Source organism: Variovorax sp. BGA-UO-ETr-C22, from assembly GCF_059567965.1.
Genome location: NZ_JCAQPA010000011.1, coordinates 1,738,221 through 1,752,001 on the forward strand (window position 1 = coordinate 1,738,221; position 13,781 = coordinate 1,752,001).

Consider the following 13,781-nt stretch of genomic DNA (forward strand, 5'->3'; position numbering starts at 1 on the left):
CCACTACTGCATCTGCTGCAGGTTGCCGATGCGTACCAGCATCTCGGTGAACATCTGCATGTCGGCGTCGAGGTCGGGCACTTCCTTGTATTCCTTGGCGTTGTGCGCCGTGTACTTCTTGCCGGGCATCGCGGGGCCGAAGTTGATGGCGTTGGGCATCAGCTTGGCCGTGGTGCTGCCAGCGGTGGGCACGGGCTTGGCTTCGAGGCCGGTGGTGTCGCCGAAGATGTTGAGCAGGGTCGAGAGCCATGCGCCCTTCGGATCGCGCGCCATCCAGTTGCCCTGGTCGTAGGCCAGCTCCAGCTTCACCTGGCTGGCCGTGGCCCAGCCGTTGACCTTGGCCGCCACCTGCGCCTTCAGTTCGTCGGGCGTGCGGCCGCGCGGCATGCGCACGTTGGCCGTCACCTCGAGGCGGCCGTCGGCGCCCATGCGCACCAGCGTGGGCGACATCGTGAGCGGGCCCATGAAGTCGTCCTGGTAGCCCAGCCCCATCTTCTCGCCGAGGTAGCCGGTGCCGTAGAGCGCGTCGATGTACTGCACGGCGCGCAGGTAGGGGTTGGCCGCCAGCGGCACGCCGGACTCCTTCAGGAACAGCGCCAGACGCGGCACGGGGTTCACGCCCTCTTCGGGCCGCGAGCCGTGGGCCGAGGTGCCCGTGACCTTCAGCTCGACGGCCTCGGCGCCGCGCGCGATATCGATCGCGAACTTGCCGCCCTGGCTTTCGTACTTGCGCACGAAGGCGGCCTTGGCGGCCTCGAGCTTCGCGGCCACGGCCGCGAGGTCGCCGCCCTTGAGCGTGGCGGTCGCGGTCTGGGGAATGGCGTTGGCCGAGGCCGCGCCGCTCATCGCGGCGATGGCGGTGGTGGCCATTGCAGCGGGGTCGGCCGCTTCCGCAGGGAAGAACACCTTGAGCGCGCCCGAGCCCTTCTCGGCCACGACCGCGGGGTACTTGCTGTCGAGCACGATGTTGTAGGCCGGCAGCGGCGTCTTGTCGCGGTAGTACTGCATCGCGTCGCCGCCGGTTTCCTCGGTGGTCTCGATCATCAGGCGCACGCCGCGCTCCACCGGCAGGCCGCTGTCCTTCACGGCCTTCATGGCGTAGAGCACGGCGGCGATGGAGCCCTTGTCGTCGATGGTGCCGCGCCCGTAGAGGAAGTCGCCCACGCGCGTCATCGCGAAGGGATCGAGGCGCGTGCCGTCGTCGAGCACCCATTCGGAGAGCACGGCCGGCACCACGTCGGCGTGCGTGAGGATGCCGAACTCCTCGCTGCCCCGGCCCTTCAGGCTCACCTCGAAGATGCGGCCGTCGACGTTGCGGTAGCCCAGCCCGAAATCCTTCGCCATCTTCTCGACCAGCTGGCCGAACGCGACCATCGGCGGGCTCTCGTTCGGCGGCACCTGCACGTTGCGTACCGTGGGCAAGGCCACCATGGTGCCGATGCTGGCGATCACGGCCTGCTGGTTCTGCAGCCGGTTGTACAGGCCGAGCAGGCGCGCGATGTTGACAAGGTCGTCGCCCGCCAGCGCCTTGCCGCCGGTGTAGGCCGCCACGCTGGGCTGCAGCGCGAGCTGGGCCTGCGCGGCCTGCGCCAGAAAGGCCTTGAAATCGGGCGCCGTGCGGCCGCCCTTCCAGGCGGCGGCGAGCTGGTCGAGCGCTGGCTTCTTCAGGGTCTCGGCACCGGCCGGGACAGCGACGGCGAGCGCCATGAGGGCCAGCGAAAGCGCCGACAATGAAAAACGAGACTGCTGCATCAGGGTCACCCCCTCATTCCGAAACATCCCCCGACGATAGCCGAGCCATGCCTCACAACGACAGCCAATCTTCGCCCCCGCGATGCGCCTGGGCCCGCACCGATCCGCTGCTGGCCAGCTACCACGACGCCGAATGGGGCGTGCCCGAACGCGACAGCCGCGCGCTGTGGGAAAAGCTGATGCTCGACGGCTTCCAGGCCGGCCTGTCGTGGCTCACCATCCTGCGCAAGCGCGACGCCTTCCGTGCGGCCTTCGAGGGTTTCGTGCCCGAGACGGTGGCGCGCTTCACGCCGGCCGACGTCGAGCGCCTGATGCAAAACGCGGGCATCGTGCGCTCGCGCGCCAAGATCGAGGCCGCCATCGGCAACGCGAAGGCCTACCTGGCCATGCAGGCGGCGGGCGAAGATTTCTCCGATTTCGTCTGGGGCCTGGCGGGCGGCCAGCCGGTCGTCAACACGACGGGCACGGTGCCCACGCAGACGCCGCTGTCCGAAACGATGTCGAAGGCACTGAAGCAACGCGGCTTCAAGTTCGTCGGCCCGGTGATCGTCTATGCCTGGATGCAGGCCACGGGCATCGTCGACGACCACGCGCCCGACTGCCACTGCCACCGCAGCCATCGGCGCACCTGAGCACAGCACAGACGTGAAAAAACCGGACGGTGCTGTCGCACGGTCCGGTCTTTTCGGGTGGTGGTCTTGCTAACCGAGGCGGCTCGCGCCGCCGTCGATCACAGGCCAGCCTGGCGCGTGAAGCTGCGTGCCTGCGAGGGGATCACGCTGCCGGCGAAGGATTCGCGGCGCAGGTTCTGGCCGGGAGCGTGGGCGGCTGCCACGGCTTCGGCACGGACCGAGGCGCGGTCCACCGACGAGGCCAGCACGGGGGCCACGCTGGCCGACACGGCGTCGCTGTATTCGTTGCCGGCACGGGCGGCGGCCACGGCTTGCGGTGCCACGTCGGCACGGCTGTAGCCGGAGGTCACGGCGTGAACGCCTTCGTAGGTCTCTGCGTGGGCGGCGCCAGCGGCGGCGAGCAGGGAGAGAGCGGCGGCGGCGAGGATGTTCGAGGTCTTCATTTCAATTCCTTCTTGATCGGGCTTTGGATGCCCTGAAGTGTGCGCCAAATTCCTAGGGTAAACCCCAGTCAATCTGAATCGCAGTGTTCACGGAATTGAAACAATCACGGGGAACTTTCCGACATGCGGGGTTCGCGTGAAACTTTTTCGTACAAACGCCCCCGAGTTTGCAAACTTTGGCGCGCTTTCGTCAAGTCTCAGGGCCGCCCCCAGCTGCGCACCAGCGTGCGGATCGCGACCGCGCCGCTGCCCTTGACCTCGGCGCGGTAGCTGCCGAGCAGCGCCTCGCGTTCGGCGGCGGCCTGCGGTTCGTTGCGCCAGGCCAGCAAGGCGGCCACGTCGGCGTCGGGCAGCGCCAGCAGCAGCGCTTGCGTGACCAGCTTTTCGAACTCGCGCGCCACGGTCATCAGGTTGCGCGGGCGCGGCGAGGTGACGCCGCGCGACCAGAGCGAGTCGAGCGCGGTGTCGAGCGTGCGGTCGGGCAGCGAACTGAACTGCCCGGCATTCCCGCGCGCCAGCTGCTTGACCACCGCGCTCATGAGCAGCTGGCTCGAGAAATCGATCTCGCGCGCCTCAGCCACCGTCATGCGCGACAGCAGTTCGACGCGCGCCGGGTCGGCCGGCCGCGCGTGCTGTTGATGGAAGAAGGTCACCTTGCCGGGCTCGTCCATCGCGGCGTAGTCGGCGCGCAGCTTCGCCAGGCGCGCCACGGCCTCCAGCACCTGCGGCGCCGGCGCGGCGGCGCCCTGCCCGGCCGCCGCCACGTCCTGACGGATCGCGGCCACCGAGGCGTTCACGTCGAAGGCACGACCGGCCGCCACGTCGAGCGACTGCAGGGCCTTCTCGGCCATGGCCAGGTCGGGCGGCTCCAGCAGCTCGCGCGCGCCGCGCGACACGGCACCGGGGCCGTAGGCGTTCTGGTAGCGCGCCTGCACGCCCTCGAACTGGAGCAAGGCCTGCGCGCGGTCCTGCGTCCACCCCGTCAAGGGGGCGAGGAGCAACGACAGCAACAAGAGGCAACGGGGCGACGACAGGCGGGACAGCAAGGACATCCCGCATTATTGGCACGCCCCGATCCCGCGCCCTTCATCAGGCCTGCGCCAGCTCCCCGCGCAGCAGCTTCGCGGCCGCCACCATGTTCGACAGCGCCGCCTCGGTCTCGGGCCAGCCGCGGGTCTTGAGGCCGCAGTCGGGGTTGATCCAGAGGTTCTCGCCCGGCACCACCTGCGCGGCCTTGCGCATGAGGCGCACGATCTCGTCGACCGAGGGCACGCGCGGCGAGTGGATGTCGTACACGCCGGGGCCGATCTCGTTCGGGTAGCGAAAGCCGCCCTCGCCGCCGAAGCCGCGCAGCAGCTCCATGTCCGAGCGGCTGGTCTCGATGGTGATCACGTCGGCGTCCATCGCGGCGATCTCCGGCAGGATGTCGTTGAACTCCGAATAGCACATGTGAGTGTGGATCTGCGTCTGATCGCGCACGCCCGAGGCGCTGATCCGGAAGGCGCGCGTGGCCGCCTTCAGGTAGGCCGGCCAGCCCGCGCGGCGCAGCGGCAGGCCTTCGCGGATGGCGGGTTCGTCGATCTGGATGATGCCGATGCCCGCGCCCTCGAGGTCGTTCACCTCGTCGCGGATCGCCCACGCGATCTGCTCGCAGGTGGTGGCGCGCGGCTGGTCGTCGCGCACGAAGGACCACTGCAGGATGGTCACGGGGCCGGTCAGCATGCCCTTCATCGGCAACTTGGTGAGGCTCTGCGCATAAGCAGTCCATTCGACCGTCATCGCGGCCGGACGCGCCACGTCGCCGAAAATCACCGGCGGCTTCACGCAGCGCGAGCCGTACGACTGCACCCAGCCGTTGGCGGTGAAGGCAAAGCCGTCGAGCTGCTCGCCGAAGTACTCGACCATGTCGTTGCGCTCGGCCTCACCGTGCACCAGCACGTCGATGCCGAGTTCTTCCTGCTTGCGCACGGCCAGTGCGATCTCGGCGCGCATCTTCTCGCGATAGCCGGCGGCATCGAGCTCGCCGCGCTTGAAGGCGGCGCGGGCTGCGCGGATCTCGGCGGTCTGCGGGAACGAGCCGATGGTGGTGGTCGGCAGCGCGGGCAGTGCGAAGCGCGTGCGCTGCAGCTGCTGGCGCTGCGGGAAAGCGGACGCGCGGCGGTCGTCGCCGGCCACGCTGCGCGCCAGGCGCAACGCCACGTCGGCGCGGTGCACGCGCGGGCTGGCGCGGCGCGCGGCCACGGCTGCACGGGCGGCCGTGAGTTCGGCGGCCACCGAGGCTTCGTTGCCCTCGACGGCCGCACGCAGCACGCGCAGCTCGTCGAGCTTCTCGATCGCGAAGGCGAGCCACGACTTCAGTTCGGTGTCGAGCTTCGTCTCGGCCGCGAGGCTGAACGGCACGTGCAGCAGCGAGCACGACGGCGCGATCCACAGCTCGCCCTGGTGCTTCTCGGCCACGGGCCTGAGCTTGCCCAGCGCCACGTCGACGTCGGTGCGCCAGATGTTGCGGCCGTCGACCACGCCGACCGACAGCACCTTGTGCGCCGGCAGCCAGTCGGCCACGCCGGTCAGCTCCTGCGGCGCGCGCACGGCATCGACGTGCAGGCCGGCCACGGGCAGCTGGCAGGCCAGGCGCAGGTTCTCGGACAGCGGCGAGAAGTAGCTCGCCAGCAGCAGCTTCGGCGCATTGCGCGCGATCTGCCAGTACACGCGCTCGAAGGCGTTGCGCCAGGCCTCGGGCAGGTCGAGGCCCAGGATCGGCTCGTCGATCTGCACCCATTCCACGCCCTGCTGCTTGAGCCGGCCGAGCACCTGCTCGTACACGGGCAGCAGCGATTCGAGCAGCGAGAAGCGGTCGAAGCCCGCCGCCTTTTCCTTGCCCAGGTACAGGAAGCTCAGCGGCCCGAGCAGCACGGCCTTGACCGCGTGGCCGGCCTGCTGCGCCTGCGCGACCTCGTCGAACAGGCGCGTGGACGCGAGCCTGAACTGCGTGGCCGCATCGAACTCGGGCACGAGGTAGTGGTAGTTGGTGTCGAACCACTTGGTCATCTCGAGCGCGAAGGTGCCTTCGGCGCCGTGGGTGCAGCTGTCGTCGTGCACGTGGCCCGCTTCGTCTTCCACGCCGCGCGCCATCTTGAAGTAGCGCGACAGCTCGGGCTCGTCGCCGCTGAAGCCGAAGCGCGCCGGCTCGCAGCCCAGCAGCTGGATGTGGTTGGCCACGTGGTCGTAGAAGGCGAAGTCGCCCACGGTCACGAAGTCGAGCCCCGCGTCGCGCTGCGCCTGCCAGTGGCGCGCGCGCAGCGCCTCGCCGACGGCTTCGAGCGCGGCGTGGCCGGTCTCGCCGCGCCAGTGCTTCTCGAGGGCGAACTTGAGTTCCCGGTGGGCGCCCATGCGCGGAAAGCCGAGGGTGTGGGTACGGGTGGTCATTGCAGGTAATCCGGTCGCTGGTCTTGGAAACCGGTGATGGTCGGCGTTTGGAGCATATGATTCAAACGAAACCTTTTGCCCGTTCGCTTGAATCATTTTCATGATGCAGTCCATCCTCGAGATCCGCCACCTGCGCACGCTGGCCGCGTTGCGCGACACCGGCAGCCTGGTGCGCGCGGCGCAGCTGCTCAACCTCACGCAGTCGGCGCTGTCGCACCAGATCAAGCTGCTCGAAGAGCGCTACGGCGCGCAGCTGTTCGAACGCAAGTCGGTGCCGCCGCAGTTCAGCACCACGGGGCTGCGGCTGCTGCAGCTGGCCGACACCGCGCTGCCGCTCGTCGAAGAGGCCGAGCGCGACGTGGCGCGGCTGGCGCTGGGGCGCAGCGGCCAGCTGCGCATCGTGGTCGAGTGCCACACCTGCTTCGACTGGCTGATGCCCGCGATGGACGCCTTCCGCCAGCGCTGGCCCGAGATCGAGCTGGACATCGTCTCGGGCTTCCACCCCGACCCGATCGCGCTCGTGATGCAGAACCGCGCCGAGGTGGCGATCGTCTCCGAGGAAGACCCCGATGAAACGGTCGACTACCACGCGCTCTTCCGCTTCGAGATCGTCGCGCTGCTCGCCAACGACCATGCGCTGACGGCCAAGGCGCACCTCACGGCCCGGCACTTCGCCGACCAGACGCTCATCACCTACCCCGTGCCCGACGAAATGCTCGACATCGTGCGCCAGGTGCTGGCGCCCGCCGGCGTCGAGCCCGCGCACCGGCGCACGACCGAGCTCACGGTGGCAATGCTGCAGCTGGTGGCCAGCGGGCGCGGCGTGGCGACGCTGCCGCTGTGGGCGGTGCAGAATTACCTCGACCGCGGCTACGTCACGGCGCGCCGCGTGGGCGCCCGGGGCCTGACGGGGCGGCTGTACATGGCCTGCACGCAGGCGACGTCGGCGCGGCCCTGGCTGGACGACTTCGTGCGCGTCACGCGCGAGAGCTGCTTCAAGAGCCTGCCGGGGATCGAATTGCTGTGAACCCGATGGCGGGAGGATCACGTCCGAATCCGGCCAGTGCGTGGTGGTGCACGGCCTGAAGATCGACCACCACCACGGATCGCCCCATGACATCGCCGAACACGCCCGACTCCCCCGCCGCGCCGCGCCCTCGCTTCTTCCACGGCTGGCTCGTGGTCGCCGGCGCCTTCGCCGTGATGTTCGTGGGCTTCGGCTGCGCCTACACCTTCAGCGCGTTCCTCGATGCGCTGCAGCGCGACTTCGGCGCCTCGCGCGGCGAGGTGTCGCTGGTGTTCTCGCTCGCCGGCTTCCTGTACTTCGGGCTCGGCGTGTTCAGCGGCCCGCTGGCCGACCGCTGGGGCGCGCGGCGACTCGCGGTCGCGGGCATGGTGCTGGTCGGCCTCGGGCTGGTGCTCGCGGGGCAGGCGCGCAGCCTGACGCAGATCTTCTGGGCCTACGGACTCGGCGTCGGTCTCGGCGTGGGCGCCTCGTACGTGCCGGTGCTGGGCGCGGTGCAGCGCTGGTTCGTGCGCCAGCGCGGCTTCGCCTCGGGGCTCGCCGTGAGCGGCATCGGCGTGGGCACGCTGGCCATGCCGCCGCTGGCCTCGTGGCTCATCGACACGCTGGGCTGGCGCGACGCCTACCTGGCGCTCGGCGTGCTCGCGGCCGTGGTGGGCGTGGGCATGGCGCTCCTGGTCGAGAACGACCCGCGCGCACGCGGCCTCGGACCTGATGGCGATCCGCCGCAGGCGCAAGCGCCCACCGCGTTGCCGCCCGGCGCCTCGGTGCGCGAGGCCGCGGGCTCAGGCCGTTTCGCGGGGCTGTACGCGGCCTGCCTCGTCAGCTCGTTCGGCTTGTTCGTGCCCTTCGTGCACCTGGTGCCCTACGCGCTCGACCACGGCGTGGCCGCGTCGTCGGCGGTGCTGCTGCTCGGCGCGATCGGCGTGGGCAGCACGGCGGGCCGCTTCTTCCTGGGCGGGCTGGCCGACCGCATGGGCCGCGACCATGCGCTGCCGCTGATGTCGGCGGGCATGGCGTTGTCGCTGGTGGTGTGGGCCGTGTCGGGCGGGTTCTGGGGGCTGGCCCTGTTCGCCTTTGCCTACGGCGTGTTCTACGGCGGCTTCGTGGCGCTGCTGCCCGCGCTGGTGATGGACTGGTTCGGCGGGCGCCACATCGGCGCGATCATCGGCATCCTGTACACCAGCGTGGCCATCGGCACGCTGATCGGGCCGAGCGCCGCGGGTTTCGCCTTCGACCTCACGCGCAGCTACCTGCTGCCGATCGTCGTGGCGATCGGCGCCAACCTCGTGGCGGCCGGCCTGCTGCTCGCGATGGCGCGGCGCGGCCGGCGCGCCGTTCAGCCGGCCTTCTGAACCAGCTTCAGCACGCTCGAGAAATCGAGCGCGCCGTGCCCCGCGAGGCTGTGCGCCGCGTACAGGCTGCGCGCCAGGCCGCCCAGCGGCGTGGCCGCGCGCACGGCGGTGGCGTTCTCCTGCGCCAGGCCCAGGTCCTTGAGCATCAGGTCGGTGCCGAAGCCGCCGGCGTAGTTCTTCGAGGCCGGCGCGGCTTCCATCACGCCGGGCACGGGGTTGTACTTCTCGAGCGCCCAGTTGCCGCCCGAGCTGCGGCGCATGATTTCGGACAGCACCTTCGGGTCGAGCCCGTTGGCCACGCCCAGCGCGAGCGCTTCCGAGGTGCCGATCATCAAAATGCCGAGCAGCATGTTGTTGCAGATCTTGGCGGTCTGGCCCGCACCGGCCGCGCCGGCGTGGAAGATGTTGGCGCCCATCTTCTCGAGCACCGGGCGCGCGCGCTCCAGGTCCTTGGTGTCGCCGCCGACCATGAAGGTCAGCGTGCCGGCAATGGCGCCGCCGGTGCCGCCCGACACGGGCGCATCGATCATCGCGACGCCCTTGGCGGCGGCGGCCTCGGCCACCTTGCGCGAGGTGGCAGCGGCGATGGTGCTGCTGTCGATCACGAGCGTGCCGGCCTGGATGCTGTCGAGCAGGCCGGGCTTGCCGGCGCCGCCGAGGAACAGGCCCTCGACGTGCGCGCTGGCGGGCAGCATGCTGATCACCACCTCGGCGCCGGCCACGGTCTCGGCCGCCGACTTGGCGATCGGCAGGCCTGCGGCAGCGAACTTCTTGCAGGCTTCGGCCGAGAGGTCGAAGGCGCTGAGCGTGTGGCCTGCCTTGTGCAGGTTCAGGGCCATCGGGCCGCCCATGTTGCCCAGGCCGATGAATGCGATCTTCATGTGTCTTGTCTCCGTTGTTCTGTGCAGGGAATGGGGCCGGTCAGGTCAGCGAGGCCAGTTCCGCCGGCATCTCGCCGCGCGGACGCAGGTGGTCTTCGACGAAGGCCGGCGTGATCTCTTCGAGCGTGGCGGGGTTCCAGCGCGGGTTGCGATCCTTGTCGACCAGCACGGCGCGGATGCCTTCGGCGAAATCCTTGTTCGCGCAAAAGCCCAGCGACGCCCAGTACTCGAGGCGGAACACCTCGGCCAGCGACATGCGCGGCACGCGCTGCCAGAGCTCGAAGCTCAGCGCGATGGAGCTCGGCGCGCCCTTGGTGAAAGTCTTCGAAGCAGTCTGCAGCCAGGCGTCGTCGCTTTGCACGTCACGCAGGCGCCTGGCGATGTCGAGCAGGTCGTCGCCGGCCATCAGCGCGTTGATGGTGTCGTAGTGCTCGCGCACCTTCGACGCGGGCATTTCGGCGCCCTCGCCCGCCTGGGCCAGGATGCGCGACAGCGTGGCGCGGTCGGCCTTGGCGTCGCCGCCGGCCCACTGCGTGGACGCGATGGCCTCGATCACCGCGCCCTTGCGCTCGTGCGGCACCAGCACGTCGGCGAGGCCACAGAAGATGGTGTCGTGCGCGTTGATGTTGGCGGCCGTGAGCGCCAGGAACAGGCCCGTGCGGCCCGGCGTGCGGCGCAGGAACCAGCTGCCGCCCACGTCGGGGTACAGGCCGATGTTGATCTCGGGCATGGCGATGCGGCTTTGCAGCGTCATCACGCGGTGCGAGGCGCCCGCCAGCAGGCCCACGCCGCCGCCCATCACGATGCCGTGGCCCCAGCACAGGAAGGGCTTGGGGAAGGTGTGGATCAGGTGGTCGAGCTCGTACTCCTCGCGGAAGAAGTCTTCAGCGTAGGTGTTGCGTTCGGGACCGCAGTCGAGCAGCGTCTGGTAGAGCTGGCGCAGGTCGCCGCCGGCGCAGAAGGCCTTCTCGCCCGCCGCGTCGAGCAGCACGCCGACGATGCCGGCGTCGGCCGCCCATTCGCGCAGCTTGGGCGTGAGCAGGCGCACCATGTCCACGGACAGCGCGTTGAGCGAAGCCGGCGCATTGAGCGTGGCCACGGCAAAACGCTGGCCGCCGGCGGTCTTGATTTCGTTGAAGAGAACTACGTTGTCGGTCATTGTTTTCAGGTCCTGGGTGCGGCGGGGTCAGCGGATGTCGCTGTCGCCTTCCAGCAATTTTCGCGCAACGATGACGCGCATGATTTCGTTGGTGCCTTCGAGGATCTGGTGCACGCGCGTGTCGCGCACCAGGCGCTCGAGCGGGAACTCGCTCAGGTAGCCGTAGCCGCCGTGCAGTTGCAGCGCGTCGTTGCAGACATTGAAGCCCGCGTCGGTCGCGAAGCGCTTGGCCATCGCGCAATAGGTGCTCGCATCCGCATGGCCCGCGTCGAGCTTGCTGGCGGCCAGCCGCACCATCTGCCGCGCGGCCACCAGCTCGGTCGCCATGTCGGCCAGCTTGAACTGGAGCGCCTGGAAGCTCGCGATCGGCTTGCCGAACTGCTGGCGCTCGTGCAGGTAGCGGCGCGCTGCGTCGAGCGCGCCCTGCGCCGCGCCCACCGAGCAGGTCGCGATGTTGATGCGCCCGCCGTCAAGGCCCTTCATGGCGATGCGAAAGCCCTCGCCTTCCTTGCCCAGCAGGTTCTGCGCGGGCACGCGCACGTTGTCGAAGTTGATGGTGCGCGTGGGCTGGCTGTTCCAGCCCATCTTGTGTTCCTTCTTGCCGTAGCTCACGCCGGGCGCGTCGGCCGGCACCGCGAAGGCCGAGATGCCGCTGGCACCTGCGCCGCCCGTGCGGGCCATGAGCACCAGCACGTCGGTCGAGCCGGCGCCGGAGATGAAGGCCTTGTTGCCGTTGATGACGTATTCGGCGCCCTGCAACTCGGCGCGCGTCTTGAGCGACCCAGCGTCGGAGCCCGCGCCCGGTTCGGTCAGGCAGTACGACGCCAGCTTGCGCCCGCTCGTGAGGTCTTCGCCCCACTGCTGCGCCACGGCATCGGTGGCCCAGGTGCCGAGCATCCACGTCGCCATGTTGTGGATCGTGATGAAGGCCGTGGTCGAGGGGTCGACCGCGGCCATTTCCTCGAACACCAGCGCCGAGTCGAGCCGCGGCAGCCCAAGGCCGCCGATGCGCTCGGGCGCGTACAGGCCGCAAAAGCCCAGCTCGCCGGCCTTGGCGATGGCCTCGCGCGGAAAGACCGCCTCGGCGTCCCACTGCGCGGCGTGCGGCGCGAACTCGGCCTGCGCGAAATCGCGCGCGGTCTGTGCAAAGGCGTTCTGTTCTTCGGACAGTTCGAAATTCATGGTTGACGACCCTTCCAGAGGTCCAGTTCGGCGGTGCGTTTGCGGGTCGATTTTTCCAGGCACGCGTTGAACACCAGCGGCCAGATCGAGCCGCCTTCGTTCGCCTTTGCGGCCCGCTTGCATCCGGGGTCGCGGCCCTTGAGCCAGGTCCGCTGCTCGGTGCGCAGCGCGACGCGCATCTGCGGCGAGAGCGTCTTCATCACCTCGCCGTAGCGGATGTTGAGCTCGGCGTCGGCCGCGCGGAAATCGCGCAGCGCGCAGTCGTTCATCTGCTGCTGGTTGCCGTTGGGATTGCAGTCGACCGGCTCGTCGGAGCCGGCCGCCCGCGCCCCGCCGGCCAGCAGGGCAAGCGCCGCCGCGGCGGCCCAGGCTGAGACACGAAGCCCCTGCCTCACTTGAGGCTGATCGTGGTGTTGACGCCGTGCGAGACGGTGCTGTCGTCGAACCAGCGTGCCGTCACGGTCTTGGTCTGCGTGTAGAACATGATGACCTGCTTGCCGTACGGGCCCAGGTCGCCGAGCTTCGAAGCGCGCGAACCGGTGAACGAGAACATCGGGACCGGCACCGGGATCGGCACGTTGATGCCCACCTGGCCCACGTCGATGTCTTCCTGGAAGCGGCGCGCCGCGGCGCCCGACTGCGTGAAGATCGCCGTGCCGTTGCCGTTCGGGTTGCTGTTGATCAGGTCGATGGCTTCGTCGATGGTCTCGGCGTCGGCAATGCACAGCACGGGGCCGAACACTTCCTGTTCGTAGATCGTCATGCCGGGCTTCACGCCGGTGAAGATCGTCGGGCCGACGAAGTTGCCCTTCTCGTAGCCGGGCACGGTGGGCTTGCGGCCGTCGAGCACCAGCTTGGCGCCGTCGGCTTCGCCGCGTTCGATGAGGCTGTTCACGCGGTCGTACGCTGCGCACGACACCAGCGGGCCCACGTCCACGCCCTTTTCAGTGCCCGCGCCGATCTTCAGCGTCTTCGCCTTCTCGATGAGTTCGGGCACCCAGTTGCGCGCCTCGCCCACCAGCACCGCGACCGACACGGCCATGCAGCGCTGACCGGCTGCACCGAAGCTCGCGCCGGCCAGTGCGTTGAGCGTCTGCTCCTTGTTGGCGTCGGGCATCACGATGGCGTGGTTCTTCGCGCCCATCATGCATTGCGCGCGCTTGCCGGCCAGCGTGGCGCGGTTGTAGACGTGCGTGCCGACCTTGGTCGAGCCGACGAAGCTGATCGCCTTGATGTCCTTGTGGTCGCAGATGCCGTTGACGACCGCTTCACCGCCGTGCACCACGTTCAGCACGCCGGGCGGCACGCCGGCTTCGAGCGCCAGTTCGCACAGGCGCATCGTGACCATCGGGTCTTGTTCGGAGGGCTTGAGCACGAAGGTGTTGCCGGTGACGATGGCCATCGGGAACATCCACAGCGGGATCATGGCGGGGAAGTTGAACGGCGTGATGCCGGCGCACACGCCCAGCGGCTGCAGCAGCGTGTAGGTGTCGACGCCGTTGGCCACGTTGTTGGCCAGCTCGCCCAGTTGCAGGTTGCCGATGTTCGAGGCGTGCTCGACCACTTCGAGGCCGCGGAACACGTCGCCTTCAGCGTCCGGCAGCGTCTTGCCCTGCTCGGCCGTGAGGATCGCGGCCAGCTCGCCCATGTTTTCGCGGATGAGCTGCTGCAGCTTCAGGAAGATGCGGGCGCGCGCGCCCAGGGGCGTCTTGCGCCAGGTCTTGAAGGCTTCCTTGGCGGAGGCCACGGCGGCGTCGAGTTCGGCTTGCGTGGCGAAGGGCACGCGGGCCAGCACCTGCTGCGTGGCCGGGTTGACGACGTCGCGCCATTCGGTGGTCTTCGATTCGACGAACTTGCCGCCGATCAGCAGCTTGACGGTGGCGACCTGGGTCGAGGGGGTGGTGGTGGCGTCCATGGGGGTTTGTCT

The 13,781-nt window shown here is 69.3% G+C and carries 12 protein-coding genes; 3 read left to right on the top strand and 9 right to left on the bottom strand.

Going from position 1 to position 13,781, the window contains the following annotated elements; translation table 11 throughout:
- Positions 1 to 3: 3 nt before the first annotated feature.
- Entirely contained in the window at positions 4 to 1,752 is a 1,749-nt protein-coding gene (locus AC57B8_RS28180) for a dipeptidase (RefSeq protein ID WP_496481406.1), read from the bottom strand.
- Between the two features lie 47 nt (positions 1,753 to 1,799).
- Here AC57B8_RS28180 and AC57B8_RS28185 point away from each other — a divergent pair, with 47 nt between their 5' ends.
- Positions 1,800 to 2,384, top strand: coding sequence for a DNA-3-methyladenine glycosylase I (locus tag AC57B8_RS28185; RefSeq protein WP_496481407.1), 585 nt, complete (start codon positions 1,800 to 1,802; stop codon positions 2,382 to 2,384).
- 98 nt (positions 2,385 to 2,482) lie between these two features.
- Here the strand turns inward: AC57B8_RS28185 and AC57B8_RS28190 are convergent, their stop codons facing one another.
- The 3 genes from AC57B8_RS28190 to metE all read right to left on the bottom strand — a co-directional run bounded on the left by AC57B8_RS28190 (position 2,483) and on the right by metE (position 6,253).
- Positions 2,483 to 2,827 (bottom strand): hypothetical protein, encoded by a 345-nt coding sequence (locus tag AC57B8_RS28190; protein WP_062481853.1) that lies wholly within the window; start codon positions 2,825 to 2,827, stop codon positions 2,483 to 2,485.
- Between the two features lie 197 nt (positions 2,828 to 3,024).
- Positions 3,025 to 3,879 carry a hypothetical protein gene (locus tag AC57B8_RS28195; protein WP_496481408.1) on the bottom strand — a complete coding sequence of 285 codons (855 nt, stop codon included), beginning with the start codon at positions 3,877 to 3,879 and terminating at the stop codon, positions 3,025 to 3,027.
- Between the two features lie 37 nt (positions 3,880 to 3,916).
- Positions 3,917 to 6,253, bottom strand: a complete 2,337-nt coding sequence (gene metE, locus AC57B8_RS28200; RefSeq protein ID WP_496481409.1) for a 5-methyltetrahydropteroyltriglutamate--homocysteine S-methyltransferase — start codon at positions 6,251 to 6,253, stop codon at positions 3,917 to 3,919.
- A gap of 100 nt (positions 6,254 to 6,353) precedes the next feature.
- On the opposite strand from metE, the gene AC57B8_RS28205 reads away from it, so the two are divergent.
- Positions 6,354 to 7,280 carry a LysR family transcriptional regulator gene (locus AC57B8_RS28205; protein ID WP_070059328.1) on the top strand — a complete coding sequence of 309 codons (927 nt, stop codon included), beginning with the start codon at positions 6,354 to 6,356 and terminating at the stop codon, positions 7,278 to 7,280.
- 86 nt (positions 7,281 to 7,366) lie between these two features.
- On the top strand, positions 7,367 to 8,632 hold the full coding sequence (locus AC57B8_RS28210; protein ID WP_496481410.1) for an MFS transporter: 1,266 nt from the start codon (positions 7,367 to 7,369) through the stop codon (positions 8,630 to 8,632).
- On the opposite strand, the gene mmsB is transcribed toward AC57B8_RS28210, so the two are convergent.
- From mmsB to AC57B8_RS28235, 5 genes are read right to left on the bottom strand one after another with little or no spacing between them, the layout of a single operon-like run.
- On the bottom strand, positions 8,617 to 9,513 hold the full coding sequence (gene mmsB, locus AC57B8_RS28215) for a 3-hydroxyisobutyrate dehydrogenase (protein WP_496481411.1): 897 nt from the start codon (positions 9,511 to 9,513) through the stop codon (positions 8,617 to 8,619). The genes AC57B8_RS28210 and mmsB overlap by 16 nt on opposite strands.
- 40 nt (positions 9,514 to 9,553) lie before the next feature.
- Positions 9,554 to 10,672: an enoyl-CoA hydratase/isomerase family protein gene (locus tag AC57B8_RS28220; protein ID WP_496481412.1), complete on the bottom strand. Its 1,119-nt coding sequence runs from the start codon at positions 10,670 to 10,672 to the stop codon at positions 9,554 to 9,556.
- A gap of 27 nt (positions 10,673 to 10,699) precedes the next feature.
- Positions 10,700 to 11,854 carry an acyl-CoA dehydrogenase family protein gene (locus AC57B8_RS28225; RefSeq protein WP_070059332.1) on the bottom strand — a complete coding sequence of 385 codons (1,155 nt, stop codon included), beginning with the start codon at positions 11,852 to 11,854 and terminating at the stop codon, positions 10,700 to 10,702.
- A complete protein-coding gene (locus AC57B8_RS28230) occupies positions 11,851 to 12,249 on the bottom strand; it encodes a lysozyme inhibitor LprI family protein (RefSeq protein WP_496481413.1) in 399 nt (132 codons plus the stop codon). Before AC57B8_RS28230 ends, AC57B8_RS28225 begins: the two co-directional genes overlap by 4 nt.
- Positions 12,246 to 13,769: a CoA-acylating methylmalonate-semialdehyde dehydrogenase gene (locus tag AC57B8_RS28235; protein WP_095947476.1), complete on the bottom strand. Its 1,524-nt coding sequence runs from the start codon at positions 13,767 to 13,769 to the stop codon at positions 12,246 to 12,248. Before AC57B8_RS28235 ends, AC57B8_RS28230 begins: the two co-directional genes overlap by 4 nt.
- Between the last annotated feature and the right edge of the window lie 12 nt (positions 13,770 to 13,781).